The organism is Methylorubrum thiocyanatum, assembly GCA_014138645.1.
GTDB classification, from domain to species: domain Bacteria; phylum Pseudomonadota; class Alphaproteobacteria; order Rhizobiales; family Beijerinckiaceae; genus Methylobacterium; species Methylobacterium thiocyanatum.
This window is the reverse complement of sequence record JACJIB010000009.1, coordinates 97,501-123,725: the sequence shown is the minus strand read 5'-3', so window position 1 is coordinate 123,725 and position 26,225 is coordinate 97,501. Positions and strand designations below refer to the sequence as shown.

Below are 26,225 nucleotides of genomic sequence, written 5' to 3'. Positions count from 1 at the left end.
TCGCCCTGCCGGCTGATCTCAGCCGGCGGGGCTTTTTCATGCTAAGCCGCGGCCATGTCCGAGACTCTGCAGGCCGGGATGTCGCAGGATGGCGCGGTCGAACTCGACCTCAGCGGCCTCAAATGCCCCCTCCCCGCCCTGCGCACGCGCAAGGCCCTGCGGGCCCTTCCGCCCGGCGCGCGGCTGGCCGTGACCGCGACCGATCCGCTGGCGGGGATCGACATTCCCAACGTCGTCCGCGAGGAAGGGGCCACGCTGGAGGCGCTGGAGCGCCGCGGTTCGGCCGCGCGATTCCTGATCCGCCGCGGCGCCGGCCGGCCGGCCGAGCAAGCCTGATCCCGAACAAGCCCTCCTCAGGAGACGCCATGCCCCCCGAGATCCGCGGCACCCGCACCGTTCACGACGGCTGGGCGAGCTTCGTCGTTGCCGAGGTGACGACGCCCGAAGGCGCCGCGGTGACCCGCGAGATCGAGGATCATGGCGAGGCGGTCTGCGTCCTGCCCTACGACCCGGAGCGCAAGGTCGCCCTGCTGATCCGCCAGTTCCGCGCCCCGCCCTTCTTCACGGCGGGCGTGACCGACCTGCTCGAAGTGCCCGCGGGGCTGCTCGACGAGGCCGATCCGGAGGCCGGAGTGCGCCGCGAGGCCTTCGAGGAGACCGGGCTGCGGCTGTCGCGCCTGGAGCCCGTCTCCACCGTGTGGAGCCTGCCGGGCATCTCGACCGAGCGGATGCACCTTTTCCTTGCTCCCTACGCCGAGGCCGACCGGGAGGGACCGGGCGGCGGCCTGGCGGAGGAGCACGAGGCGATCACCGTGGTCGAGATGCCGCTCGCCACCCTGGCGGCCATGAGCGAGGCCGGGGAGATCGTCGATATGAAGACGCTGGTGCTCCTGCTGTCCTTACGCCTGCGCCACCCCGACCTCTTCGCCTGAGGCGCCGCTTGCCGGCCCGGCGGGAGCGCCTATCATCCCCAGTCACGCGGAGCGGTTTTCTTCGGGAACCGGGAACCGCCGTGCGGGAGATGCGCCCATGTCGTTCTTCATCGGGATCGCCGGTCCCTGGCTCGTGGTCTCCGCCCTGCTCCTGATGTGGCATCGGCGGGAACAGGAGCGCCCCGAGCGGCCCGTGAGCGCCGAGCCGGGCGGATACCCGCCGCGGGCGTAAGGCCCGCATGACACCCCAGCCGCACCGAACCAACGGCTACGCCACGGGTTGACGAGGCTCTGCGCCTCCGTCGCGGCCCGATGCCACCGGCTTGTCCGGACGACCGCGGCGGCACCCCGCGCGTTCCGTTCGACCCCGGCGCGCCGCCTCCCCCGGTGGCCCGCCGAAGCTGGAGTGAAGTATGGACATCGCCCTCGACAAGGTCACCGAGATCATCCTGCGCCTGCGGGCGGTCGAGGTGAAGGAAGGCGCGACCGATCCGGATTCGGGCTCCAACCCGACCGATGACGGCTCGATCGACATCCTGGTCGGCGGCACCGACGATGCCACCGAGCAGGAGATCCGCAGCATGGTCGCCGGGCTCAACGAGGACGAGCGCGCCGATCTCGGGGCGCTCCTCTATATCGGCCGCGGCGATTACGAGGCGGCGGAATGGCGCACGGCGGTCGACTTCGCCAAGGAGCGCGAGGCGGCGGGCGACACGGTGATGCGCGAGCTGCTCGGAACGCCGGACGGCGCCTCGCTCCTCGAGGAAGGCCTCGACGCCCTCGGCATCCCCATGGATACACCCGAGGCGCCCTGATCGGTCGGCCGCCGGCCTCGCCGAGACGACATCGGCCCGGAGGCATACTCCGGGCCGGGATCGATCGTCATGTAGCAAGAGGCTTTGAATCACCTCAGGCGATGCTCAGGGCTGACAGGCCAATGCCTTCGCGCCCATGGCGACGAACTCCGCCGCACTTCGCTGCTCGTCGCTGATCCGCGGCGAGCGGGCCACCAGGCCGGCCTCGCGCGCCAGCCGGTCGTTGCAGGCGCAGGTGGGCAGCCCCTGCCCCACCGGCGGCGAGCAGGCGTCGTGATGCATGCAGGCCCGGTCGAGGGCATCGACCGGGGGAAGGCCCGCGCCGCGGCTGCCGGGGCCGCAATAGTTGCCGTGGAAGACCAGCGCGCCCTGGGGCAATCCGTTGCCGAGATCGGGCGCGGCGGGTGCTTCGATGGCGGGTGCTTCGATGGACGGTGCCACGACGGACTGAGCCGAGGCGGCGAGCGGTGCGAGGCCGAGTAGGACGGCCGTGAGGCCGGCGGCCAGGGGAAGGCGCCGGGCGGCGCGGTGGGCAAGAGTGGCCACGGTTGGAAGTCTCCGTTCGAAACGCTCCCCTCACAGCGCTCCACCCGACGGAATCACGATCCGCGTCGGCGAGGCTGAGCCGTTCCAACCGTCTTCCCGCAGCCGCGGTTCATTGTTTCACGCAAGAAACAAGCCATCGGATGCCGCTTCAGAACCGATAATTCAGGCCACCGCGCACGACACCAAACCCGGATTCCGACCGGCCGGTGCCGTAATAGGCGGGAACGGTCGCGTCGTAGACGGTCGTTCCCGTGCCCTGCTTGCCGAGGTCGACGTAGAGGCCCTCGACCTTGACCGAGACATGGTCGGTCAGCGCGTACTCGATGCCGGCGCCGGCGGCGTAGCCGAGCCGTGTCGTGTCCGGCAGGGTGTAGGGATAGGCCGAGGCGTAGGGCGAGCGGCTGCCGCCGCCATAGGCGAAGCCGCCGGTGCCGTAGACCAGCCAGCGGTCGAAGGCGTAGCCGACCCGGCCGCGCAGGGTGCCGTACCAGTCGAGGCTCGGGGCGACGCCGTAATAGGGCGTCGCCCCGACGGTGCCGTCGCCGCGGCGGCCGAAGCCGGTGGCCTGAAGATCCGCCTCCGCACCGAGCACCCAGCCGGATCCCGGCGTGATCTGATAATTGTAGCCGATCTGGCCGCCGCCGACGAAGCCCCCCTTGCCGCCGCTCTCCGTCACGGTGCCGTAGGTGGCGTCCGAGTAGCGCGAGGACCCGCCGCGGAAGCCGTAGCCAGCATTGGCACCGACATAGAAGCCGGTCCAGGTGAAGGCCGGCGGGAGCGGCGGCGGCGGGGGTGCGGCGCGCCGCGGCAGGTCGGCGGCGCAGGCGCTGCCGGCGAGCAGGCAACCGAGAAAGCCGGAAAACAGTCCGGACTTAGCCGGCGGCATCGGGCGTCGGGTCATGTCGTCTCTCGTATCAGACTTGTTTCGGATCTCTGCGGAGGAGGTCAGAGCGCGAGCATCAGCAGGCCGACCACCGCGACGGACAGGATCAGGCAGAGTGCGAAGTCGATGATGGTCTCGCCGCCGCAGGGTTCGGGCGCAGGCTCGGAACGGCGGGCCCGGCGCGGGGGAGGCGGCCGGATCCGGCTCGTGACGAGCCCCGCCATCGGAAAGGCGGTGGGTGTGGCGGCCCTCATCGGGAGGCCTCCCGGACCAGCGCGACCCACGTCCCACTCGTGTGCGGCGCGGCGCGGCCGGCCGCCTGCAGCGGCGCGGGGCCGAGCCCGTGCGACGGGTCGATGGCGGGTCCGCGCAGGACGGGTGAGCCGACGGCGGCGGCCAGGATCGCTGCCAGGACCGCGCTCCGGAGCAGCGGTGCGACCGGCTTGTCGCGCCGCGTGCGCTTCCGGACGCCGAGCCGGAGCGGCGCTTCGCCGGGCACGAGGGCAGGTCTCAGTTCGATCATGGCGTCACCTCACCGGGGGGTTGCAGCATTTCGTGGGAATAATGACCACAAAAACTTACGTGTGCAAGATTCCCACGTCAAACGGAAAGCGGTGTGCGAGGGTGCCGGACCGCACATCGTGGGATTGTCTCCCACGCCATGACCCTTAAAGGTCGAGTCATGTCTCAGCCGACCGAACCCGCTCCGTCTCCGGACGGCGCCGCCTTGCACGGGCCCGTCGCGCGCCTGCTGCGACCGCTCGTGCGCCTGCTGGTGCAGCGGGGCATCACCTTCCCGGCCCTGACCAACCTGCTGCGCGAACTCTACGTGAACGTCGCCGAGTACGACTTCGCGCTTCCCGGCAAGGAGCAGACCGACAGCCGGGTCAGCCTGCTGACGGGCATCCACCGCAAGGAGGTGCGCCGCCTGCGCGGGGCGGGCGCGCCGGTGAGCCAAGTGCCGGCGACGGTCTCGCGCACCAGCCGGATCATCGCCCGCTGGGTCGCCGCCCCCGAATTCACCGACGGCCAGGGCCGGCCGCTGCCGCTGCCGCGCTCCGCCGATGACGCGGCCCCCTCCTTCGAAAGCCTCGTGGCGGGCGTGACCAAAGACGTGCGCCCCCGCGCCGTGCTCGACGAGTGGCTCGACCGGGGCCTCGTGGTGCTCGACCCGGAGGGCCGGGTGCGGCTGCTGGAGGCGGCCTACCTGCCCAAGGGCGGGGCCGAGCCGCAGCTCTACTATTTCGGGCGCAACCTGCACGACCATATCGCCGCGGCGGCGGAGAACGTGACGGCCCCTTCCCCCCGCTTCTTCGAGCGCGCCGTGCATTACGACGGACTCTCGGATGGGCTGGCCAGGCGGCTGGAGGCGCGCGCCCGTGAGATCGCCATGGGGGCTCTGAAGGAGGCCAATGCCGAGGCGCACGCCGCCTGCGCGGAGGATGCCGGCGGGCGCCACCGCTGGAACTTCGGCATCTACATCTACCGGGAGGAGGTGTCCGCCCGCGATTCCGGTGCCGGCCCGGAATCGGATGCGGCGGAGGGCTCCGCGCCTTGAGCCGCCTTGTCCCGACCCGCCGCGGCCTGCTGGCGCTGCTCGCCGGAACCGCCCTGTGGCGGCCGCGCCCCGCCTGGCCGCAGACGCCGGGCGATCCCGTTCAAGACCCCGCGCAGGATCGGGGCATCGGCGGCACCGGCGTGCGCCCCTCGGAGGAGGAGACGCCGGGCGGCGACCGCGGCATCGGCGGAACGGGGGTGATCGGCACGATCCGCCGGTTCGGCTCGATCGTCGTCAACGATCTGCGCATCGCCTATCCGCCGGACGTGAGGGTAAGCATCGATGGCGCGCCCGCGCGCACCGCCGACCTCAAGGTCGGGCAGGTCGTGCGCGTGGTGGCGCGGGGCTCGGACGGCGCTCTCTCGACCCGCGCCATCGCGGTGACGAGCGAGGTGGTCGGCCCCGTCGAGGCGGTGACCCGCACTCGCCTCACCGTGCTCGGCCAGAGCGTGTCCACGGCGGGCCTGAAAGGCGCGAAGACCTTCGCGGTGGGTGAGCGCGTCGCGGTGAGCGGCCTGCGCCGGGGCGACGGCACCATCGTCGCCAGCCTGATCGAGCCGCGCGCGCAGGGGCGCGACCGCGTCGCCGGGCCGGTGCGGCGCGGCCCGGACGGCAGCCCGCGCATCGGCGGCCTGCGCCTTGCGGGGCTAGAGCCTCGGCTCGTCGGGCGACGCGTCCTGGCGGAAGGCGAAGCCGGACCAGGGGGGCTGACGGTGACGTCCGCCCGCGATGTCAGCCGGCCCTTTCCGGCGGGGCTCACCCGTGCCTCGATCGAGGCCTACGTCGTGCAGGCTGGCGGGGGCCTGAGGCTGGGGTCGGGCCTCTCCGTCTCGGGCCGGGTCGAGCCCTCGGCGCTGCCCGGATCGGGGCGCCCCGCCGTGATCGAGGCCGACCTTGGCCGCGACGGGCGGATGCGGGTGGAGGCGGTCCGCAGCGACGCACCGGGACAGGGCGGCCGGCATCTCGGAGAGCAAGGTCCGCGGGGGCAGGGTCCGGGGGTACAGGATCCGAAGGGACAGGGTTCAGGAGGACGGGGACGCGGCGGCGATCCCGGCGGCCGAGGGCCCGGCGCGCCCGGCCGGTCGGGACCGGGCGGCGAGGCACCGTTCAGCCGTCCCGGCAGCGGCGCCCCCGGCGGCTTCGATCCCGGCCGCGGCGGCGGGCCGGGCGAGCGCCCCATGCCCGGCGGTTATCCGATCGACACCCGTCCGGGACCGGGTTCCGGGGGCGGTTTCGACGGTCCCGGCGGTGGGTTCGGCGGTCCCTCGGGCGGATTCGGCCGGCCCGGCGGCGGTCTCGGCGGATTCGGCGGCGGCGGTGGGCCCGGCGGGTTCGGTGGCGGTCCCGGCGGATTCGGCGGTGGCGGGCGCCGCTGAGGGCCGTCAGCGGCTGCGCAGGATCAGCCGATCGCCGCGCACCTCATAGGAGGGCAGCCGGTCGAGGAAGCTCTGGCCGAGCAGGTTGGTGGTCAGCACGCCGGGCCGGCTCACCATGGCGTTGACATGGCGCTCGGTGATCGGCCCGACCGTGATCGAGTCGAGCCGGATTGGCGCGGTCAGCGCCGTGCCGTTGGCGGTGGAGACGCGTTGCGTGAAGGCGCTCTCCGGCGGGCGGATGCCGAGACGCTCGGCGGTCCCGGCGGTGAGCACGACGCTGCTCGCCCCCGTATCGAAGACGAAGCGCTCCTCGGCCCGGCCATTCACTTCCGCCAGCACGGCGAAGTCGCCGTCCGAGCGCCGGGTGATCGTCACCTCGCCGCCGGGGCCGACCACGGCGGTGCCGGGGCGCAGCGCCCCGACGACGTTGGCCCCGATCCGCTGCGCATCGTCGCGATAGGTGTAGCCGATCACGATCACCACGCCGATGGCGAGCCAGATCAGGATCGCGCCCACGGTCTTGCCCGGCATGGCGAGCGCCTGCCGCCAGCGGCCGGCGGTGAGCAGGATCAGCAGCGCGGTCATCGAGACGAGCCCGGCGACTTGATCCGAATCGAGCCCCATCACCGGGCCGCCGTCGTGGTTGGCGACCAGCACGACGAGGCCGATCCCGAGGATGGCGAGGCCGAGCCACATCATCGCGCGGCCTCCTCCCGCGCGGGATAGGCCCGGCGCAGCCGCTCGGGCAGCACCGCCATGAGCGCCAGACGCTGCGGCTCGGAGAGCGAGCCCCACAGGCCGATCTCCTCGCGCGTGCGCCCGCAGCCCTCGCACAGGCCCGTCGCGGCATCGAGCACGCAGACCTTGGTGCAGGGTGAGGAGGGTTTTGTCGGGGGAATGGCCGTCATCGCCCGTGCAGATGGGACGGAGCGGGGCCGTGAATCAAGGGCTTTTCCGGACGCCGCGCCGTCACCAGGGGTCGTCGGACGGGCTTCGTTTCAACCACACGATCGGGTGGACGAGGATGCGCTTGCCCACATCGCCCTCCCACTGCGTGCGCAATCCCTGTGCCTCGACCGCCGCCACGATCTCGGCGGTGATGGCGGCCAGGGTCGCGTCGCGGTCGTCGAACGCGCCGAAGGCGAGGTAGAGCCCACGGTCGGCAACCACCGCCTCGACATCCTGCCCATGGTAGAACACGAACCCGCGCGAGGAGCGTCCGCGCTCCCTGCGCTGGTGGCAGACCTCCGCCGCATCCGAGATACCGTCCGAGCGGGTGTAGCCGGCGCGGTGCAGCGCGATGATCCCGCCGGCATCGAGCGCGTCGAAGGCGACGGCGAGGCGGTCGAAATCCGTCTCCAGCGGCCACGTCGCCTCGTCGGCCCGCTTGCGCGCGTAGGCTCGGGCGACCTCCGCCTCGATCCAGCGGCGATCGTCGGCATCGACCTCGTCCGGGTTAAGGTACTCGTCCAGGATCGTCTCGAGCGTCGAGGCCTCCGTCTCGAAGCCGCCCCGCGCCAGGATCTCGATCCGCTCGGCGGTGTCGGCACGGTCGATCTTTTCCGGCTGCCTTTCGGGCGCCGCTTCGCCGGCGGTCCGTGCCGGCCGCTTGGTGAGAAGGCGGCGAAGGAGCCTCAGCATGGGGGTCTCACCGATCCGAAAGCCCGCGCGCCTCGGTTGACCGGGCATCGGTCAGAAGCTCATCCCAGTCATCGGGGGGATCGCCGTCGTCGAGCCTCCGCACGAACACCGCGTAGGGATCGCTGCGGGCGCCGGCCTTGCGCAACGTGGTCTCGTCGTTGACCCAGGCATAGACGATGATGCGGCTCGCGCTGTCGAAGCGGAAGAACAGGCGGAAGCGCTGGAGGAACTTGGCACGCCGCCAGTGCCGATGGGTCGGCCCGAGCGTGTTGCCCAGGGCATAGACCGGGGCATTCGGATCGCGCGGGATCTCCTCGACGATGAGGCTGCGGATGCGCGCGAGGAGCTTCGTCTTCGGATGGGCGCGGTAGCCGTCAGGGTCGGCGGCAGCCAGCCGCGCGACGTCTTCTGTCAGGGGATCGACACTCTGCCGGAAGGCGCGGGCGCGATAGAGCTTCCAGCCGTTGCGCTCCGCGAAGGGCGAGGCATCCGTCACAGGGTGACGTCGTCCGGGATGACCTCGTCGTCGGAGACAGGCACGCCTTCGGTCAATGATGCGAGCCGCGCGAGGTCGATCTCGGTGAACGGGTGCAGCCGTTCGGGGTGAGCGGCCATGTCCCGCTCGAGGAAGGCGAGATAGGCGGCGACCACGGGATCGCTCTCGGAAGCCTCCTGGGATGCGGCCTCGTCGGGGTCGAGCGTGACGAGCATCGTTCCCGGCCCGAGGATGTGGGCGCGGATCTTCGCCTTCTGCCGGAACTCCGGATGGGCCTTGAACAGGGCCTTGTCGAGCCGGAGCGCCTCGGACCGCCCCGTCGTCGTGATCGACCCCTTGAAGCCGGGCTGGGACATGATCTGATTCTCGCGAGCGATACGTATCAAGATACGTATCATGCCTCGCAAGGCAAGGTGTCCATCGATCCCGCGAGGGGCTAAGCCGTCGCCGCTACCAGCGCCAGCAACACCGCGATCTCGCCGACCTGCTGGCAGGCGCCGACCACGTCGCCGGTCTGGCCGCCGATCTTGCGCTCGGCGAGCGCGCTCAGGCCGAAGGCGGCCAGGGGTGCGAGGATCAGCGCGAGGACGAGACCGAGCGGCGGCAGGCCGAGGGCGGCGGCGAGGCCTGCGAGGATCAGGCAGATCAGCCCGGCGATCCCGAGCGTCGCGCGGCTCGGCCGGCCGACGGCGGCGCCCGCGCCGCCGGGGCGGGCGGGCGCGAGGATCGCGAGCGGGATCAGCGCCGCGCTCCGCGACAGGGCGGCGGCGAAGAGGAGCGAGACGGCGGCGAGCGAACCGGAGCGGTCGAGCAGGGTCGCCAGCATCGCCGCCCGCAGCGCCAGACCGAGGAACAGCGCGGTGCCGCCATAGGCGCCGATGCGGCTGTCGCGCATGATCTCCAGGCTGCGCTCGCGGCTCTGCCCGCCGCCGAACCCGTCGGCGACGTCGGCCAAGCCGTCCTCGTGCATGGCGCCGGTGATGAGCGCCAGCGCGACGAGGGCGAGCGCGGCGGCCACGAACGGCCCGAGCCGGATCTCCCAGGCCAGCACCAGTACGAGGGCGGCGGGCAGCGCGATCAGCAACCCCGCCACCGGCAGCATCCGCGGCACGGTGCGGAAGTCCGGCGCGCCGTAGGGTGCCGGCTCGTCGGGCAGCGGCGGGATCGGCAGGCGGGTGAAGAAGCGGAGGCAGGCGGCGAGGTCGTAGACCCATTCCGCTCCGGGAAAGGGCGGTCCGAGATCGCGGCCGCTGCGCTCGCTCATTCCGCCTCTCCCGTCCGGCCGCCTGTACCGCGGGCCCGTCCGCTTCTATAGCGCCGGGAGCCTCCTGCCCGCTACGCGGCGCCGCCGGCTATCCGGTGGCAATCCCCGCGCCGATTGGGCGACCTCCTTTCGCGTTCCCGCACCCGCCGCGCACGAGCCCCTCCCATGACCGCCAGCCCGACCGCCGACGCCTCCCCCTTCGCCGACATCCGCCGGCTCCTCACCGAGATGCCGGGCCCCGACGGGGACGCCCTCGCCGCGATCCGGGCGCGGGACGCGCAGCTCACCAAGCCGCCGGGATCGCTCGGGCGGCTCGAAGGGCTCGTGGAATGGCTCGGCGCGTGGCAGGGCAAGGCCAAGCCGACCCTCGACCGGCCGATGGTCTGCGTCTTCGCCGGCAGCCACGGCGTGGTGGAGCGCGGCGTCTCGGCCTTCCCGGCGGCGGTGAACCGGCAGATGCTGGACAACTTCGCCGCCGGGGGCGCGGCGATCAACCAGCTCTGCGCCGCCTACGGCCTCGGCTTCCGGGTGTTCGACCTCGCCGTCGACCTGCCGACCGGCGACATCTGCTCCGGCCCGGCGCTGGACGAGAAGGGGTGCGTGGCCACCATGGCCTTTGGCATGGAGGCGGTGGCCGCCGGCACCGATTGCCTCGCGGTCGGCGAGATGGGCATCGGCAACACCACGATCGCGGCGGCGATCTACGCCGCACTCTACGGCGGCGAGGCCGAGCACTGGGTCGGGCGCGGCACCGGGCTCGACGCGGCCGGGCTCGCCCGCAAGGCCGAGGCCGTGCGCCTGGCGCTCCAGACCCACAAGGATCATCTGGGCGACCCGCTGGCGGTGCTCGCCCGCCTCGGCGGCCGGGAGATCGCGGCGATGGCCGGCGCCATCCTCGCCGCGCGGCTCCAGCGGGTGCCGGTGGTGCTCGACGGCTACGTGGCGACTGCGGCGGCGGCGGTGCTGCACGCCGCCGATCCGCACGCCCTCGACCACTGCATCGCCGGCCATCGCTCGGCGGAGGGCGCGCATGGCGAGGTGCTGGAGCGGCTCGGCCTCAGGCCGGTCCTGTCGCTCGACATGCGGCTCGGCGAAGCCTCCGGTGCGGCGCTGGCGCTGGGCCTCCTGAAAGGCGCACTCGCCTGCCACCGCGACATGGCGACGTTCGAGCAGGCGGGGGTTTCGGGCAAGAGCGCGGATTGAGGCCCCTCAGGCCGCCCGTGCGCGCCGGGCGGGGGCCGTCTCCGCCGGGGCCTTCTCGGCGCCGAGATTCATCGCGGGCAGGGTGTCCATGCCGCGGCTCGCGGGGAAGGTGACGATCACCTCGGTGCCCTCGCGGGGCTTCGACTTGAGCTGGAAGCCGCCGCCATGGAGGTCGATCAGACCCTTCACGATCGGCAGGCCGAGGCCGGAGCCCTGTTCGGCGGTCTTGATCGCCAGCGAGCCGCGCCCGAACGACGACATCACCGTGCCGAGTTCGTCCTCGGGGATGCCGGGGCCGGAATCCTTCACGCTGACATATTGCCCGCCCGACGAGGTCCAGCCGACCTTGATCGTGATCTCGCCGCCCGGCGGCGTGAACTTCACCGCGTTCGACAGGAGGTTGAGCACGATCTGGCGCAGTGCCCGCTCGTCCGCCCACAGGCGCGGCAGGGAATCGTCGATCAGGCTCGCGAAGGTCTGACCCTTGCTGCGGGCACGCAGGGTCATCATGTGGCGGCATTCCTCGACCGTGTGGGCGAGCTGCACCGCCTCCTCGCTCAGGTCGTAGCGGCCGGCCTCGATGCGCGAGAGGTCGAGGATCTCGTTGATGAGATTGAGCAGGTGCATCCCGCTGTCGTGGATGTCGGTGGCGTATTCCCGGTAGGCCGGGGCGGCGTGGGCGCCGAACACCTCGTTCTTCATCACCTCCGAGAAGCCGAGGATGGCGTTGAGCGGCGTGCGCAGCTCGTGGCTCATGGTGGCGAGGAAGCGGGATTTGGCGAGGTTCGCCTCCTCCGCCCGACGCCGGGCCTCGTCGGAATTGGCCTTGGCCTGTTCGAGTTCGGCGAAGATGGCGTCCTTCTCCGCCCGCGACTGGAGCGTGCCGACAGCGGAGGCGTAGAGGCGCCGCGCCAGCCCCGCGAAGAAGAGCTGGCTCGCCACCGTCATCGCGACGAGGAGCATCGTGTCCATGTCGCGGGAGAAGACCAGCAGCGAGAGTGCCGCCAGCGTCAGCGGGGCGAGGCCGGACAGGGCGGCGACCGGCACGGTCGCGGCGAGCATCGTCGTCACCGCCGCGACGATGACGAGACCGAACAGGGCGAAGGTCTGCGCCTCGGGCACGCCCACAAGCAGCAGCATCGCCCAGGCGAGGCTCTGGCCGAACTCGGCGGCGACGAACAGGCGCCCCCACCGCTTCAGGGGCAGGCTCTCGGGCGCCTGCCGCAGGAAGCGGCGGCTCAGCACCAGCATCAGCGCCGTGGCGAGGAGCGCCCCGGCCGCCCAGACCGCCACGGTCACGGGCGCGACCCAGATCGAGGAGGCGCCCGCCACCCCGAGCGCCAGCAGCAGAAGCGGGATGCCCGCCCCGACCCGGTACTGGGCGTAGAGGCGCAGCAATTCGTAGTCGAAGGCCCGCTCCAGGCCGCTGGTCGAGGTCAGCCGCTCCCGCGCCGAGCGCATCTCGCGTGCAATGCCGCGACGCTTCGCCACCTCCTGCGAGGAGGGCCCGCGCCCGCGTTGAACCATCTCCGCTGTAAGGTCGGCCATAACAGTCGAGATCGCCAATCGGGATCGGAACGCGGGGGCCCGCGTGGTCTTGCGGCGCGCGGGGTGAAGTGGAGAGCCCGCAAGGTGCCGCGCGAACCGTTAAGAAGCGGCTTCGCGGTTCCGGCGAATTGCCTCGATCCGGGCAAGGAAAGGCCGGTTTTGTATTCAGGTGCGCTGCCGCACATCAGGGACGGGCGTCCCGGATCAGAATCGGAACGATTCCAAGTGACGTTCCCGAAACGCGGCCCGCGCCATTCCGGCCGGTCTCGAGGCCCCCGAGCCCCGGCGTTTCGCGCGGCACCTTCCCTCGGTTTCCTCTCGGAGTGCGCCGATGCTGACCCTCAACCTGAACGGCGTGGCCCGGGAGGTCGATGCCGACCCCGACATGCCCCTGCTCTGGGTGATCCGTGACCGGCTCGACATGACCGGCACCAAGTATGGCTGCGGCATCGCCCAGTGCGGCGCCTGCACCGTGCACATGGACGGCCAGCCGGTGCGCTCCTGTCAGACCCGCATCGGCGATGTGGGAGAGGCCAAGATCACGACGATCGAGGGCGTCGAAGGCAAGGTGGCCGATGCGGTCAAGGCGGCCTGGCGCGGCCTTGATGTGGTCCAGTGCGGCTACTGCCAGTCCGGCCAGATCATGTCGGCCATCGGCCTGCTCACCGAGAACCCGAAGCCCAGCGACGCGGATATCGACGGCGCCATGGACGGCAATGTCTGCCGCTGCGGGACCTACCAGCGCATCCGCGCCGCCATTCACGAAGCCGCCCGCTCGCTCGCCTGAGCCGCCTCGCAGCCTACCGCCACAAGGAGCCCGGCATGCTCAAGCTCGATCTCACCCATGCGCCCGTCCCGTCCCGGCGCGCGTTCCTCACCGGCGCCGCGGCGGGCGCCGTGCTGCTCGCCTTCCGCCTCGACCTGAAGGGCGCCCGCGCGGCGGAGGCCTCCGACGCGCTGTCCAAGGGTCCGGCCCAGCCCAACGCCTTCGTGCGCATCGCCGCCGACGACACCGTCACGGTGATGATCAAGCACCTCGACATGGGCCAGGGCAACACGACCGGACTGACCACCATCCTCGCCGACGAGCTCGACGCGGACTGGTCGCAGATGCGCGTCGCCTTCGCGCCCGCCGACGCCAAGCTCTATGCCAACCTGCTGATGGGCCCGGTCCAGGGCACCGGCGGCTCGACGGCGATCGCCAATTCCTGGTTCCAGCTCCGCAAGGCGGGTGCGGCCGCCCGCGCCATGCTGGTCGTCGCCGCCGCCGAGACGTGGGGCGTGCCGGCGGGCGAGATCACCGTCGCCAAGGGCGTCATCAGCCACAAATCCGGCAAGCAGGCCCGCTTCGGTGAGTTCGCGGAAGCCGCCGCCGCCAAGCCGGTGCCGCAGGAGCCGCGCCTCAAGACTCCGGCCGAATGGACGCTGATCGGCGGGCGCGTGCCGCGGATCGACTCGGTGGCGAAGACCGACGGCACCGCGATCTACTCCCTCGACATCCGCCGCCCCGGCCAAGTGACGGCTCTCGTCGCCCACCCGCCGCGCTTCGGCGCCACGGTGAAGTCGGTGGATGCGGAGGCTGCGCAGGGCCTGCCGGGGGTTGTGGGCATCGTCACGATCCCGACCGGCGTCGCGGTGATCGCCCGCGACACCTGGAGCGCGATGAAGGCGCGCGAGGCCCTCAAGATCACCTGGGACGAATCGGCCGCCGAGACCCGCTCGTCGGACGCGATCCTCGCCGAGTACCGCGAAACCGCCAAGACCTCCGGCCTCGTCGCCTCGCAGGCGGGCGACGCCGATGCCGGCATCAAGGGTGCGGCCAAGGTGCTGGAGGCGGAGTTCTCCTTCCCCTATCTCGCGCACGCGGCGATGGAACCCCTCAACGCCACGATCGAGCGGGCGGCGGACGGAAGCTACGACGTCTATGCCGGCTGCCAGATCCAGACCATCGAGCAGGCGGTGGTGGCGGCGACGCTCGGCGTGACGACGGACAAGGTCCGGCTGCACACGCAATGGGCCGGCGGCTCGTTCGGCCGCCGCGCGACCCCGGGCGCCGACTACTTCGCCGAGGCCGCGGCGATCGTGAAGGCCTGGGACGGCAAGGCTCCGGTCCATCTCGTCTGGACCCGCGAGGACGACATGACCGCGGGCTTCTACCGGCCGCAGGTCTACCACACGGTCAAGGCGGGCCTGAACGAGAAGGGCCAGATCACCGGCTGGCGCCACGCCATGGTCGGCAAGTCGATCATGATCGGCTCGCCCTTCGAGGCGATGCTGGTGAAGAACGGCATCGACTCGACCACCGTCGAGGGCGCCTCCGACACGCCCTACGCCCTGCCCGCCTACCGCTTCGAGGTGCACAACGCCCGCGAAGGCGTGCCGGTGCTGTGGTGGCGCTCGGTCGGCCACACCCACACCGCCCACGTCATGGAGGTGTTCATCGACGAGCTGGCGCATGCGGCGGGCGCCGATCCGGTGGCCTACCGGCTCTCGCTGCTGACCCGCGCCCCGCGCCTGTCCGGCGTGCTGCGGCTCGCCGCCGAGCGGGCCGGCTGGGGCGGCAAGTCCTCCGAGAAGGGCCGCGGCCTCGGCGTCGCCGTGCACGAATCCTTCGGCTCCTACGTGGCGATGGTGGCCGACGTGACGGCTGCGGATTCGAATGTGCGGGTCAACCGCATCGTCGCCGCGGTCGATGTCGGCGTCGCCGTGAACCCGGACGTGGTCCGCGCCCAGGTCGAGGGCGCGGTGGGCTTCGCCCTCTCGGCGGTGCTGCGCAACCGCATCACTCTCAAGGACGGCGTGGTGCAGGAGCGCAACTTCGACAGCTATCAGCCGACGCGGATCTCCGAGATGCCGCGGGTCGAGGTCCACATCGTCCCCTCCGAGGTCGCGCCCACCGGCATCGGCGAGCCCGGCGTGCCGGTGCTGGCGCCGGCCATCGCCAACGCGGTCTTCGCCGCGACGGGCCAGCGCGTCCGCTCGCTGCCGCTCGATCTGTCGGGTCTGCGCGGAGCATAATCGCATAGTCCGGTCTCCCGCCGGTCCCGAATCGGGATCGGCGGGCGGAAGGCGGCGGATCCGGACACGTCTCGGGGAGGCCGCGCCGCAACAACCTGGGCGTGCTTTACAAGCGCGCCGAACCGACACTTAGGTTGAACCCATCGAGCCGCAACGGGGCGCAGGATGGGCGAGAGAACGAAACCGCCCGCTCGGTCGCCGGATTGGGGCGAGACGGGACGGTTTCGGGAGTTCGAGTGGGCCGAAGCCGCGCTTCGGGCCAGCGAGGAGAAGTATCGCACCCTGTTCCAGACCATGGGCCAGGGGTTCTGCGAACTCGAATTCGTGCGCGATGCGCAGGGCCGTGCCGTCGATTTCCGCTACATCGAGCTGAACCCCGCCTTCGAGCGGCTGGTCGGCGTGCCGGCGGCGCAGGCGCGCGGCCGGGCGGGGCGGGAGGTCGTTCCGAAGCTCGATCCCTGGTGGGTCCAGACCTACGAGCGGATCGCCGCCGCGGGCGTGCCGGCGCGGCTCGAGCATACGGACACGCCGCTGGGGCGCTGGTTCGAGGTCTTCGTCTATCCACAGGCGAATGACCGGCTGCTCGTGCTCTACGATGACGTCAGCGAGCGCAAGCGCGCCGAGATGGCCCTGCGCGAGCGCGAGGAGCGGCAGGCCTTTCTCCTGAGCCTGAGCGATGCGGTGCGCACCCTCACCGATCCGGCCGCGATCCAGGGCGAGGCCTGCCGGCTGATCGGCGAGCGGCTGGACGTCGGCCGGGCCTACTACGTCGCCATCGACGAAGCGTCCGATCTCGCGCGGGTGGCATGGGACTATGTGCGCGAGGATGTCCCCTCGCTCACCGGCGAACACCGGATCGCCGACTTCGCATGGTCCGTCGATATCCTCCGCCGGGGCCTGTGCCACGTCGTGGACGACACGCAGACCTCGGACACGGTTCCGCCAGCCGACCGCCCCGCCCTGGCCGCCCTGCGCATCGCCGCCTGCATGGGCGCGCCGCTCATCAAGAACGGCAGCCTCGTGGGCGCCCTCTGCGTCACCCATTCCGGTCCGCGGTCCTGGACGGAGGGTGACGTCGGATTGCTGCGCGACGTCGCGGAGCGGATCTGGTCCGCGGTCGAGCGCGGCCGGGCGGAAGCGGATATCCGGCGCAAGAATGCCGTGCTCGAGGGGATCAACCGCATCTTCCGCAAGGCGCTGACCGCGCGCACGGAGGAGGAACTTGGCCGCGTCTGCCTCGCGGTGGCCGAGGACGTGACGCAGAGCGCCTTCAGCTTCATGGGCGAGGTCAACCACGAGAGCCGTTGCTTCAACGAACTCTCCATCAGCGACCGCGGCTGGGACCATTTCGCGATGGACGACCCCGCCTTTTCGAAGGGTCTGCCTCCGACGGGACTCAAGCTCCACGGCCTCTACGGCCGGGTGCTGCAGGACGGGAAGAGCCTCATCGCCAACGAGCCGGGCACCCATCCCGATCGGATCGGCACGCCGCCCGGCCACCCGCCGCTGAAGGCGTTCCTCGGGGTGCCGCTGAAGCGGGACGGGCAGACCGTCGGGATGATCGGGCTCGGCAACCGCGAGGGCGGGTACCGGACGGAAGATCGCGAGGCGGCCGAGGCGCTCGCCCCGGCGATCCTTCAGGCGCTGCTGAGCCGGCGCACCGCCGACACCCTGCGCGAGAGCGAGGAGCGGTTCCGCACCCTCGCCGAACTCGTGCCGAGCCTGCTGTGGAACTGCGATCCCGCGGGCAAGGTCGTCGTCGTGAACCAGCAATGGGGTGACTATACCGGCCAGGGACCGGACGAGATTCAGGACGGTGGCTGGCTGGCGACGATCCACCCCGACGAGATGGCGGAGACGGAGCGCGTCTTCACCGAGGCCTTCGCCACCGGTCGGTCGGTGGAGCGGCAGCAGCGCATCCGCCGCCGCGACGGCGCCTACCGCTGGTTCCTGGTGCGCCACGCCCCGGCGCGGGACGCGGACGGCCGGATCACCCGCTGGTTCGGCGCCGCCACGGACATCCACGACCAGCATCTCGCCTCGCAGAACCTGCGAGCGGAAGAAGCGCGGCAGGCCTTCCTGCTCGACCTCGCCGACCGGCTGCAGGGCCAGATGGATCCGCAAGCCGCCCTTCACACCGTGGTCGAGGCCTTGGGGCGCCATCTGGGCGCCGGCCGGGTCGGCTACGCGCGCCTTTCCGCGGACGGCGAGCGGGTCGAGCGGCAGGTCGGCTATCACGCCGAGACCGAGGCCCGGCTCGGCCCCCTGCCGATCACCGCCTTCGGGCGGGCGATCCTCGACCGGCTCCGTGACGGCGAGACGATCATCGTGGACGATGCCGCGGCCGTCACGACCCCCGGCGTCTGGCGACAGGGCGCCGTCGGGAGCTTCGTGGCGGTGCCGCTGGTCCGGGACGGCCGAGTGCGCACCGTCCTCTACCTGACCCATCGCGAGCCCCGGACGTGGACGCGCTCCGAGACGACCCTGATCGAGGAGGTCGCCGCGCGGACCTGGGAGGCGGCGGAGCGGGCGCAGGCCGAGACCGAGCTGCGGGCGAGCGAGGCGCGCCAGCGCGCCCTGGTCGAAGGCATCCCGCAGCTCATCTGGCGCGCCGGCATCGACGGCGCGTGGAGCTGGGCGAGCCCGCAATGGTGCCGCTACACCGGTCAGACCGAGGCCGAGAGCCGCGGCTTCGGCTGGCTCGACGCGGTCCATCCCGAGGATCGCGACCGCGCCCAGGAGGTCTGGGGTGGTGCCGCCGCGGCCGAGACGCTGACCTTCGACTACCGCATCCGCCATGCCCCGGAGGGCCGCTACCGCTGGTTCCAGTCGCGGGCGCTGCCGCTGCGCGAGGGGAGCGAGATCATCGAGTGGCTCGGCACGTCGACCGACATCGACGATCTGCGCCGGCTGCAGGAGCAGCAGGACGTGATGGTCGCCGAGTTGCAGCACCGCACCCGCAACCTCATCACGGTGGTGCGCTCGCTCGCCGAGCAGACCATGGCCCGGAGCGCCTCGATGGAGGTGTTCCGCAGGCAGTTCTACGACCGGCTCTCCGTGCTCTCGCGGGTGCAGGGCCTGCTGTCCCGCTCCGGCATCGAGCCGATCACGCTGCACGCGCTGATCTCGACGGAACTCGATGCCCTCGGCGCCGGGGAGGCGGCCGACCGCATCTATCTCGAAGGCCCCTCCGTGCGGCTGCGCAAGGCGATGGTGCAGACGCTGGCGCTGGCCCTGCACGAACTCGCCACCAACGCCCGCAAATACGGGGCGCTGGCGGGTAATGCGGGGCGGCTGACCGTGACGTGGCGGACCTATGCCGAGAACGGCCGGATGCGGCTGGCCCTGCGCTGGAACGAGACGGGAATCGCGGGCCGGAGCGATGCGCAGGCCTCGGAACGGCGCGGCTACGGACGCGAGCTGATCGAGAAGGCGCTGCCCTACGCCCTCGACGCGCGCACGCTCTACGAATTGGGCGAGACCGCCCTGCACTGCTCCATCGACCTGCCGCTCACGGAGCAGCGCAAGACGCTGCGCTAGGGCGGCATGTCCGGGACAGCGGGTGCTCTCTGCCCGGACCGATGCCTATTCCCGGGCCAGCGCCCCCTCGATCCCCCGCGCGACGGCGAGCGCCCGGCCGTCGTCGCCGAAGCGGGCAATCACCTGCACGCCGAGCGGCAGGCCGTCGCCCGGCACCGGAACGTTGACGCAGGGCACGCCCATCAGGGTCCAGAGCCGGTTGAAGCGCGCATCCCCGGTCGAGCCGAGCCCGCGCGGTGCCCGGCCGACACTGGAGACGGTCAGGATCGCGTCGACATCCGCGAACAGCTCCTTGAGCTGCCGCCGCGCCCGGTGCGCCTCCCGGCGGGCGGCGTCGTAATCGGCGGCCGTGAGATCCTGCGCCCGGTCGAGCTGGCCGCGCAGCACCGGCGGCAGGGCGTCGCGGTGCTCGGCATATTCCCAGGCGAGCGCTTGGCGGGCCTCGAAATCCTGCACGGTCGGGTGCACGGCCCAGGCCCGCGCGAAGGGTGCGGGCAGGACGAGATCGTGCACCACCGCCCCGGCCCGCTCGGCGGCGCGGACCGCGCGCTCCAGGGCCGCGAGGGCGTCCGCGTCGGCGCTTCCGGCAAAGTCCTGGAGGCAGAGGGCGAGGCGCGGACGCTCCGGCGCCGGGGCCTCGATCGCCGGCCGCTCGGCGATCAGGGCCAGCGCGTGGGCGATGTCGGCCACCGAGGCGCCGAACAGGCCCACCGTGTCGAGCGCCCACGAGAACGTCTTCACCCCCACCGTCGGCAGCAGCCGGAAGGAAGGCTTGATCGCTGCGACTCCGCAGAACGCCGCGGGCCGGATCACCGATCCGCCGGTCTGGGTGCCGAGCGCCAGCGGCAGCATCCCGGCGGCGACCGCGGCGGCCGAGCCCGAGGAGGAGCCGCCGGGGGTATGGCCGGGATCGCGCGGGTTGACCGTCGCCGCCGGGTCGAGGCCGGCAAAGGCCGTCGTCGCGGTCTTGGCGAGCGGCACCGCGCCGAGCGCCCGCAGCCGCGAGACGATCGCCGCATCCGCTCTCGGCCGCCAGCCGGCATAGATGTCCGAGCCGTACTCGGTCGCCATGTCGGCGGTCGCGATGATGTCCTTCACGCCCACCGCGATCCCGGCAAGCGGCCCGACCTCGGGCACCACCGCCGTCTCGGGCGCGAGGCGCAGGATCGCGCCGATGGCGGGGTCCTGCGCGGCGATCCGTTCGCGCGCCCCGCGGATCGCGTCCGCAGCCGGGAGGGTGCCGTCCGCGATGCGGGCGCGGATGTCGAGAAGCGAGATCATGGCACCCGAGTCACGGCCCGTATCGGATCTGTCAACAGCCCTCCACATGGCGCCGGCGCGACGCGGCATCGTTAGCGGCTCGTTTACGGGACGGTGCGCATCGTTCGGCCCATGTGGCGTAAAGCGTTAGCGTTCTCGGCCCTGGTGCTGTTCGGCGCGGGGCTCACGGGCTGTGCGATCAACCGGTTCGAACGCCGGGAGGCATGGCGCGACCAGGCCGAACAGATGTGCATCGCCCGCAAGCTGGTGCAGCCGACGGCCTATGTCTCGCTGGCCAAGGAGATCGACGGTCCCGGCCCCTGCGGCATGCAGCAGCCCTTCCGGGTGACCCGGCTCGGCGGCGGCAGCGTGGCGCTCAAGCAGCGCATGACCCTGGCCTGCCCGGCGCTCGCCGAGGCCGAGGCATGGCTCGCCGACACCATCCAGCCCGCCGCCAACCTGTATTTCGGCGTGCCGGTGGCCGAGATCAACGCCGGCTCCTATTCCTGCCGCGGCCGCAACAACCAGGCCGGGGCCAAGCTCTCCGAGCATTCGTTCGGCAATGCGCTCGACATCATGTCCTTCACGCTGGCCGACGGCCACGTCATCACCGTCAAGGGCGGCTGGCGCGGCACCGAAGCCGAGCAGGCCTTTCTGCGGGAGGTCTTCGTCGGGGCCTGCGCCCGGTTCTCGACGGTGCTGGCGCCGGGCTCCAACGTGTTCCACTACGACCACATCCACGTCGATCTGGCGATGCACGACCCGCGCGGGCTGAAGCGTATCTGCAAGCCGCTGCTCAAGTTCGAGTCGCAGCTCGCCACCGCCGACGGCTCGCCCCGTCCCCTGGCCTCGCCCCGCCCGCCCGCGCGTCAGACCGTGCCGACCCAGGCCCCCATCGACGTCGAGGAGGACGATCCCTACGGCGTCGCGCCGACCTCCTCGCGCACGACCGGCACGCGCGTCGCCCGCGCCCCTTCCGCCCCCGCACCGACGGCCTACGCCGCCGCGCCGGCGCCGAGCCGGCCGCGCTCCCCGGTTCCGGCTCACGATGCGGCCTACGAGCCCCTGTCGCTGGCGGCCCCCCACGACTCGGACGAGCCGATTTATTGATCTCGGACCATCGCCCCGAAAGGTGGTTTCCGGCCTTCGGACGAAGGCGATGATCAGCGTCGAGGTGTGCCCGGCACACCCCAGGCCCGGCCAAAAGCGGCGCCCGCGCCCGGTCCAAGCTTGACTTGGGCCGGGGCCGGCGCATCGTCTCCGGCCATCCGGTGCCTGTCGCGACACGCCCTTCGAGGTCGAGCGTCGCCCCACGGCACCCTCAACAGGCGGATTTTTGAGCGGCATGCGCCCGAACCTTCCCCTCGCCGTCCTGGCGCTCGGCCTCGTCACGGCCTCCTCCGTGCTGCCGGCGCTCGCCCGTTCCGGCCGCGAAGAGATCTCGCCGGCCGAGGAGCAGACCTTCCCCTACGACGCCGACATTCCCGGCTGCCAGGACGCCGACGTGCTGGAGAAGGTCTCGACCCAGTTCGCCGAGAAGGAAGCGAAGTTCTGGAACTCGTCGCTGACGATCGTGTCCTACGAGCGGATCGAACGCACGGCGTGGCGCCCCTACGGCGTCGACTTCATCCCGCGCCGCTACTGCTCGGCGCTGGCCACCACCTCGGACGGGGTGCGGCGCAAGGTCGATTACTCGGTGCGCGAGAGCCTCGGCATCATCGGCGCGACCTGGGGCGTCGAATTCTGCGTCCACGGCCTCGACCGCAACAACGCCTACGCCTACGCCACCGCCTGCCGGATGGCCCGGCCCTGATCGGGGCGGGAACGCCGGGGGCGCGGCGGGCACACGCTTGACTTGTACCCCGCGCCCGGCATCGTCCTGAGACGTCCCGATCCCGAGTCCCGTCCATGCCTCGCCTTCGCATCGCCGCCCTGGCCCTCGGCCTCACCCTGGCCTCCGGCGCGCAGGGGCAGGATTTCGGCGGATTTCGCCGCGGCGGCGAACCCGGCAGCTTCGATTTCTACGTGCTGGCGCTGTCGTGGTCGCCGACCTACTGCGACGGCGAGGGTGCGCGCCGCGACCGCAACGGACAATGCGCGCCGGGCCGCGGCCTCGGCTTCGTCGTGCACGGGTTGTGGCCGCAATACGAGCGCGGCTTTCCCTCGAACTGCTCGGCGGTGGAGCGCCCGCTGACCCGCAATGCGGTCGAGGCCGCGGGCGAAATCATGCCGAGCGAGGGACTGGCCCGGCACGAGTGGCGCACCCACGGCACCTGTTCCGGCCTCGATCCGCTCGCCTATTTCAAGGCGGTGAAGACGGCCCGCGAGGCGGTGACGATTCCGGACGCCTTCACCAAGCCGGAGACGAGCCTGCGCGCCGCCCCGATCGAGATCGCCCGGCAATTCGTGACCGCCAACAAGGGCCTGCGTCCGGATATGATGTCGGTGACCTGCCGCCGCGGGCAGTTGCAGGAGGTGCGGATCTGCTTCTCGAAGGACCTGCGCGGCTTCACCCCCTGCCCCGAGGTGGCGCGCCAGAATTGCCGCGCAGGCGAGGTGACGGTTGAAGCAGCGCGGTGAACCGTCGGCCTACCGCCGGATTATGTGAAGCCTCAATTCCCCGGATTGTGGAATTCCGTGAAACGACATTATGTTGTGGGTGGAGGCCGGCAGGTGGCAGCCCGCCGGCCCCCGTGTCAGACGATCCTGATCAGATCAGCGCGAGGTGGATGGCTAGGCGCCAACCATCTCGCGTTCTCGTCACGGTGATGCTGACCGCAATCGAAAAACCGATCACATCCTCTCACCTCCTTCCCGGTCTGCCTGCTCGCGATGGGCGGTGGCCGGCTGGCTCCACCGCAAGCCCCGCTGGCCACGGGACCGTCGCAACCGGGAAGGTTCGCGTCCGACAAGGACGACTATGAGAGGTTGCGTTTCAGCCCGTCAACGACGGCGGCGCCGCGCCATCGATCCGCACGCCCTCGACGCCGCCCCTCCTGATCTTGGATATCCACCCTGAACTACCGTCACGCCTTCCATGCCGGCAATTTCGCGGACGTGCTCAAGCACCTCGTGCTCACCCGCGTGCTCGTGCACCTCTGCGCCAAGGACAAGCCGTTCCGCGCCATCGACACCCATGCGGGCCTCGGCGTCTACGATCTCGAAGCGGACGAGGCCGGGCGCACGGGCGAGTGGCACGACGGCTTCGGCCGGCTCGAGGCGCCGTTCCCGCCCGAGGTCGAGGTCCTGCTGGCGCCCTATCGCGCAGCGGTCGCGGCGGTGCGGGCGCGCTTCGGCGCCACCACCTATCCCGGCTCGCCCGCGATCATCCGCGAGGCTCTCCGGGCCGGCGACAAGGGCGTGTTCGTCGAGCTGCATCCGGCCGATGCGCAGACGCTCGCGCAGCGGTACGCCAGCGACTCCCGCACCAAGGTGATGCATCTCGACGGCTGGACCGCCCTCAACGCCCTGATTCCGCCCCCTGAGCGCCGCGGCCTCGTGCTGATCGATCCGCCCTACGAGGAGCGCGGCGAGATCGACCGGCTGGGCGCGCAGCTGCTGAAGGCCGCGCGGAAATGGCCGACCGGGACCTATCTCGGCTGGTATCCGATCAAGGACGTCGCCGGAATCGACCGGATGACCGCGGCCCTCGATGCAGGCTTGGAGCGGCCGGCCCTGCGGCTGGATCTCATGATCGAGCGGCCCGACGATCCGACCCGGCTGACCGGCACCGGCCTCGTCGTCATCAACCCGCCCTGGACGCTGGCGGCGGAGGCGGAGCTGTTCCTGCCGGCCCTGGCCCAGCGGCTCGCCCGCGGCGGCTACGGCGCGTTCCGCTGCGATCGGCTCGGGCCGGAGGCGTAGGACAGGCGCAGGGCGCCGGCCTCGCCGTCAATGCAGCGTCCCCTCCCCCGGCCCCGGCGGCGTGTCGGCCCCGGTGATCGCTTCGGCGAACGGAAATTCCAGAACCACCTCGCCCGCCTCGTCGATGACGACGAGGATCGCCGCGACGAGACGGGGGTCGGCGCCCTCGTCTTCCAGGCTCGCCTGGATCGTCGCCCGCGCCACCCGCCACGCCTGATCGGGATCGCGCAGCTCCACCCCCTCCTCGTCGGGGAGGATGTCGGCACCGATGCGGGTGTGGAAGAAGTAGCGGGGCACCGGGGAGAACGGCCTTACTTGGATGGGTCCTGCTGCGGGTTCTGGCCGCCGGACTTGTCCTTCTTGTTGGCCTCGTGGTGGCCGACGGCGCAGCCTGCGGCGGCCCCGGCCTTGCCGTGACCGGCCATGCTGCCCGCGACGCCACCGACGACGGCGCCCTTGAGGCATCCCTTGGCGTCGGCCGGACCGGCGAGGACCGCGACGCCGAGACCGAGGACGGCGGCGGTCAGGATCGATTGCTTCATCGCGAAGGCCTCTCTTCGAAGCATCCAGCCGGAAGGGGATCCGGCTCGACGCGTTAGGGTGAGACGCCAACCGGCGGCGGATCGCATCCGTTCCGCCGCCGCCGAATGCTCAGGCCGCCACCCGTCCTTCGAGCGGGAACACCTTGGCCGGATTCATCAGCCAGGCGGGATCGAACACGTTGCGCACCCGCATCTGCTGTTCGAGGTCTTCCTGCGCGTACTGGAAGCGCATCAGCTCGCGCTTCTCGATACCGACGCCGTGCTCGCCGGTGAGGCAGCCGCCGACCTCGACGCAGAGCTTGAGGATCGCGTCGCCCGCGGCCTCCGCCTTCTGCAGTTCGCCCGGCTTGTTGATGTCGAACAGGATCAGCGGGTGCAGGTTGCCGTCGCCGGCATGGAACACGTTGGCGACGCGCAAGCCCTGCTCGGCGCAGATCGCGCCGATCCGCTCCAGCACGTGGCCGAGCTGACCCGTGGGGATCGTGCCGTCCATGCAGATGTAGTCGGAGATGCGGCCCGTGGCGCCGAAGGCGGATTTGCGCCCCTTCCAGATCGCGGCGGATTCGGCTTCCGACTTCGAGACGCGGATGCTGGTCGGGTTGAAGCGGGCGGCGATGGCCTCGATGCGGGCCAGCATGTCCTCGCATTCCTCGTCGGACCCCTCGACCTCGATGATCAGCATCGCCGCGGCGTCGCGCGGGTAGCCGGCCTTGGCGAAGTCGTCGGTGATGAGGATCGCCTCGCGGTCCATGTACTCGATCGCGACGGGGATGATGCCCGCCGCGATGATCGCCGCGGTGCAGGCGCCGGCATCCTCCACCGAGGAGAAGCCGACCAGGGCCGGCCGCGCCCCCTCCGCTGCACGCAGGATGCGCACGGTCGCCTCGGTGACGATGCCGAGCTGGCCCTCAGAGCCGCAGATCAGCCCGAGCAGGTCGTAGCCGCCGGAATCGAGGTGCTCGCCGCCGATCTCGACCACGGTGCCGTCATTGGTCACCAGCGTCACGCCCATGAGGTTGTTGGTGGTCACGCCGTATTTCAGGCAATGCGCCCCGCCGGAGTTCATGGCGATGTTGCCGGCGATGGTGCAGGCGAGCTGACTCGACGGGTCGGGAGCGTAGAAGAAGCCCTCGTGCGCCACCGCCCCCGAAATCGCGAGGTTGGTGATGCCGGCCTCGACCCGCGCGACGCGGTTGGCGAAGTCGAGATCGAGGATGCGGGTCATCTTGCCCACCCCGAGGATGATCGCGTCCTCCTGGGCGATGGCGCCGCCGGCGAGCGAAGTGCCGGCGCCGCGGGGCACCACCCGCACGCCGTTGGCGTGGCAGAACGCCATCACCGCCGAGACCTCCCGGGTCGTGGAGGGCAGCACCACGGCCAGCGGCATCTTGCGGTAGGCGGTGAGGCCGTCGGTCTCGAATGCGCGGCGCTCGTCCTCCGTCGTCACCAGGGCTTCCGGCGCCACCAGCGCGGACAGGCCCTCGATGATCGCCTCACGGCGGGCAACCACATCCGCGTCCGGCGCGGGGAAGGCGATCGACATGGCCGGCATCTCCTCCAGAAATTTGCAGAACCCCGTCTGCGTCCTGCCGTTGCGGCGCGACGAGGATGCGAGCGGTGAGCGTCCGCCGTCCGGCGATCCACAGCCGCCGGGCCGAGTCTTCAGCCCCGCTTCAGCCGCCCTGTTCCAAGTTCGCTTGGACGACCTCGGACGCGCACTCTAACCGAAACGATCCCGG

At 71.5% G+C, this 26,225-nt stretch carries 29 protein-coding genes; 14 read left to right on the top strand and 15 right to left on the bottom strand.

The genetic code is table 11. The annotated features are described in order from the left end of the window. Positions 1–54 precede the first annotated feature (54 nt). From HNR51_RS22665 to HNR51_RS22655, 4 genes are all read left to right on the top strand, one after another. Positions 55–336 carry a sulfurtransferase TusA family protein gene (locus HNR51_RS22665; protein ID WP_182556431.1) on the top strand — a complete coding sequence of 94 codons (282 nt, stop codon included), beginning with the start codon at positions 55–57 and terminating at the stop codon, positions 334–336. Between the two features lie 29 nt (positions 337–365). Then, positions 366–932, top strand: a complete 567-nt coding sequence (locus tag HNR51_RS22660; protein ID WP_012452766.1) for an NUDIX domain-containing protein — start codon at positions 366–368, stop codon at positions 930–932. A gap of 97 nt (positions 933–1,029) precedes the next feature. After that, on the top strand, positions 1,030–1,164 hold the full coding sequence (locus HNR51_RS26840; RefSeq protein ID WP_012452767.1) for a hypothetical protein: 135 nt from the start codon (positions 1,030–1,032) through the stop codon (positions 1,162–1,164). 181 nt (positions 1,165–1,345) lie between these two features. Further along, positions 1,346–1,747 carry a DUF3775 domain-containing protein gene (locus HNR51_RS22655; RefSeq protein WP_141950441.1) on the top strand — a complete coding sequence of 134 codons (402 nt, stop codon included), beginning with the start codon at positions 1,346–1,348 and terminating at the stop codon, positions 1,745–1,747. A gap of 105 nt (positions 1,748–1,852) precedes the next feature. On the opposite strand, the gene HNR51_RS22650 is transcribed toward HNR51_RS22655, so the two are convergent. The 4 genes from HNR51_RS22650 to HNR51_RS22635 form a co-directional block, all read right to left on the bottom strand. Further along, complete coding sequence (locus HNR51_RS22650) at positions 1,853–2,293, bottom strand: phospholipase A2 family protein (RefSeq protein WP_012452769.1); 441 nt, start codon at positions 2,291–2,293, stop codon at positions 1,853–1,855. 148 nt (positions 2,294–2,441) lie between these two features. Next, positions 2,442–3,194 carry an outer membrane protein gene (locus HNR51_RS22645; protein ID WP_239681551.1) on the bottom strand — a complete coding sequence of 251 codons (753 nt, stop codon included), beginning with the start codon at positions 3,192–3,194 and terminating at the stop codon, positions 2,442–2,444. A gap of 44 nt (positions 3,195–3,238) precedes the next feature. After that, positions 3,239–3,430, bottom strand: a complete 192-nt coding sequence (locus tag HNR51_RS22640; RefSeq protein WP_182556520.1) for a hypothetical protein — start codon at positions 3,428–3,430, stop codon at positions 3,239–3,241. After that, positions 3,427–3,699, bottom strand: coding sequence for a hypothetical protein (locus HNR51_RS22635; RefSeq protein ID WP_182556430.1), 273 nt, complete (start codon positions 3,697–3,699; stop codon positions 3,427–3,429). The genes HNR51_RS22640 and HNR51_RS22635 overlap by 4 nt, the downstream gene beginning before the upstream one ends. Positions 3,700–3,858: 159 nt before the next feature. Here HNR51_RS22635 and HNR51_RS22630 point away from each other — a divergent pair, with 159 nt between their 5' ends. Continuing rightward, positions 3,859–4,734 (top strand): DUF6502 family protein, encoded by an 876-nt coding sequence (locus tag HNR51_RS22630; protein ID WP_182556429.1) that lies wholly within the window; start codon positions 3,859–3,861, stop codon positions 4,732–4,734. Next, positions 4,731–6,110: a DUF5666 domain-containing protein gene (locus HNR51_RS22625; RefSeq protein ID WP_182556428.1), complete on the top strand. Its 1,380-nt coding sequence runs from the start codon at positions 4,731–4,733 to the stop codon at positions 6,108–6,110. Before HNR51_RS22630 ends, HNR51_RS22625 begins: the two co-directional genes overlap by 4 nt. A gap of 6 nt (positions 6,111–6,116) precedes the next feature. On the opposite strand, the gene HNR51_RS22620 is transcribed toward HNR51_RS22625, so the two are convergent. The 6 genes from HNR51_RS22620 to cobS form a co-directional block, all read right to left on the bottom strand. After that, positions 6,117–6,809, bottom strand: coding sequence for a retropepsin-like aspartic protease family protein (locus tag HNR51_RS22620; protein ID WP_012452775.1), 693 nt, complete (start codon positions 6,807–6,809; stop codon positions 6,117–6,119). Beyond that, positions 6,806–7,018, bottom strand: coding sequence for a DUF1289 domain-containing protein (locus HNR51_RS22615; RefSeq protein WP_152275937.1), 213 nt, complete (start codon positions 7,016–7,018; stop codon positions 6,806–6,808). Before HNR51_RS22615 ends, HNR51_RS22620 begins: the two co-directional genes overlap by 4 nt. Positions 7,019–7,079: 61 nt before the next feature. Beyond that, the gene (locus tag HNR51_RS22610) at positions 7,080–7,751 is read right to left on the bottom strand and encodes a DUF6891 domain-containing protein (RefSeq protein WP_182556427.1); all 672 of its coding nucleotides are present in this window, start codon (positions 7,749–7,751) and stop codon (positions 7,080–7,082) included. 7 nt (positions 7,752–7,758) lie between these two features. Continuing rightward, positions 7,759–8,247, bottom strand: coding sequence for a type II toxin-antitoxin system YhaV family toxin (locus HNR51_RS22605; RefSeq protein ID WP_182556426.1), 489 nt, complete (start codon positions 8,245–8,247; stop codon positions 7,759–7,761). Next, complete coding sequence (locus tag HNR51_RS22600; RefSeq protein WP_012452779.1) at positions 8,244–8,603, bottom strand: type II toxin-antitoxin system PrlF family antitoxin; 360 nt, start codon at positions 8,601–8,603, stop codon at positions 8,244–8,246. The genes HNR51_RS22605 and HNR51_RS22600 overlap by 4 nt, the downstream gene beginning before the upstream one ends. 80 nt (positions 8,604–8,683) lie before the next feature. Continuing rightward, positions 8,684–9,511, bottom strand: a complete 828-nt coding sequence (gene cobS, locus HNR51_RS22595) for an adenosylcobinamide-GDP ribazoletransferase (protein WP_012452780.1) — start codon at positions 9,509–9,511, stop codon at positions 8,684–8,686. A gap of 165 nt (positions 9,512–9,676) precedes the next feature. Between cobS and cobT the strand changes: the two genes are divergently transcribed. Next, positions 9,677–10,714, top strand: coding sequence for a nicotinate-nucleotide--dimethylbenzimidazole phosphoribosyltransferase (gene cobT, locus HNR51_RS22590; RefSeq protein ID WP_182556425.1), 1,038 nt, complete (start codon positions 9,677–9,679; stop codon positions 10,712–10,714). 6 nt (positions 10,715–10,720) lie between these two features. Here cobT and HNR51_RS22585 read toward each other — a convergent pair whose 3' ends face one another. After that, on the bottom strand, positions 10,721–12,262 hold the full coding sequence (locus HNR51_RS22585) for a sensor histidine kinase (protein ID WP_182556424.1): 1,542 nt from the start codon (positions 12,260–12,262) through the stop codon (positions 10,721–10,723). Positions 12,263–12,593: 331 nt separating this feature from the next. Here HNR51_RS22585 and HNR51_RS22580 point away from each other — a divergent pair, with 331 nt between their 5' ends. The 3 genes from HNR51_RS22580 to HNR51_RS22570 all read left to right on the top strand — a co-directional run bounded on the left by HNR51_RS22580 (position 12,594) and on the right by HNR51_RS22570 (position 18,820). Next, positions 12,594–13,049 (top strand): (2Fe-2S)-binding protein, encoded by a 456-nt coding sequence (locus tag HNR51_RS22580; RefSeq protein ID WP_012452783.1) that lies wholly within the window; start codon positions 12,594–12,596, stop codon positions 13,047–13,049. 35 nt (positions 13,050–13,084) lie between these two features. Further along, positions 13,085–15,280, top strand: coding sequence for a xanthine dehydrogenase family protein molybdopterin-binding subunit (locus HNR51_RS22575; protein ID WP_182556423.1), 2,196 nt, complete (start codon positions 13,085–13,087; stop codon positions 15,278–15,280). A 165-nt stretch (positions 15,281–15,445) separates the two neighbouring features. Next, positions 15,446–18,820: a GAF domain-containing protein gene (locus tag HNR51_RS22570; protein ID WP_182556422.1), complete on the top strand. Its 3,375-nt coding sequence runs from the start codon at positions 15,446–15,448 to the stop codon at positions 18,818–18,820. 45 nt (positions 18,821–18,865) lie between these two features. On the opposite strand, the gene HNR51_RS22565 is transcribed toward HNR51_RS22570, so the two are convergent. Then, a complete protein-coding gene (locus tag HNR51_RS22565; RefSeq protein WP_182556421.1) occupies positions 18,866–20,101 on the bottom strand; it encodes an amidase in 1,236 nt (411 codons plus the stop codon). A 111-nt stretch (positions 20,102–20,212) separates the two neighbouring features. On the opposite strand from HNR51_RS22565, the gene HNR51_RS22560 reads away from it, so the two are divergent. From HNR51_RS22560 to HNR51_RS22545, 4 genes are all read left to right on the top strand, one after another. Beyond that, complete coding sequence (locus HNR51_RS22560; RefSeq protein WP_182556420.1) at positions 20,213–21,190, top strand: extensin-like domain-containing protein; 978 nt, start codon at positions 20,213–20,215, stop codon at positions 21,188–21,190. Between the two features lie 235 nt (positions 21,191–21,425). Next, the gene (locus tag HNR51_RS22555) at positions 21,426–21,893 is read left to right on the top strand and encodes a hypothetical protein (protein WP_012452788.1); all 468 of its coding nucleotides are present in this window, start codon (positions 21,426–21,428) and stop codon (positions 21,891–21,893) included. 95 nt (positions 21,894–21,988) lie between these two features. Next, a complete protein-coding gene (locus tag HNR51_RS22550) occupies positions 21,989–22,660 on the top strand; it encodes a ribonuclease T2 family protein (protein WP_182556419.1) in 672 nt (223 codons plus the stop codon). Between the two features lie 477 nt (positions 22,661–23,137). Then, a complete protein-coding gene (locus HNR51_RS22545) occupies positions 23,138–23,944 on the top strand; it encodes a 23S rRNA (adenine(2030)-N(6))-methyltransferase RlmJ (protein WP_182556418.1) in 807 nt (268 codons plus the stop codon). A gap of 27 nt (positions 23,945–23,971) precedes the next feature. Here the strand turns inward: HNR51_RS22545 and HNR51_RS22540 are convergent, their stop codons facing one another. The 3 genes from HNR51_RS22540 to HNR51_RS22530 all read right to left on the bottom strand — a co-directional run bounded on the left by HNR51_RS22540 (position 23,972) and on the right by HNR51_RS22530 (position 26,029). Continuing rightward, positions 23,972–24,241 carry a DUF6894 family protein gene (locus HNR51_RS22540; RefSeq protein WP_152275946.1) on the bottom strand — a complete coding sequence of 90 codons (270 nt, stop codon included), beginning with the start codon at positions 24,239–24,241 and terminating at the stop codon, positions 23,972–23,974. A 14-nt stretch (positions 24,242–24,255) separates the two neighbouring features. Then, a complete protein-coding gene (locus HNR51_RS22535; protein ID WP_012452792.1) occupies positions 24,256–24,486 on the bottom strand; it encodes a hypothetical protein in 231 nt (76 codons plus the stop codon). Positions 24,487–24,595: 109 nt separating this feature from the next. Next, positions 24,596–26,029, bottom strand: coding sequence for an FAD-linked oxidase C-terminal domain-containing protein (locus tag HNR51_RS22530; protein ID WP_012452793.1), 1,434 nt, complete (start codon positions 26,027–26,029; stop codon positions 24,596–24,598). Positions 26,030–26,225: the final 196 nt, after the last annotated feature.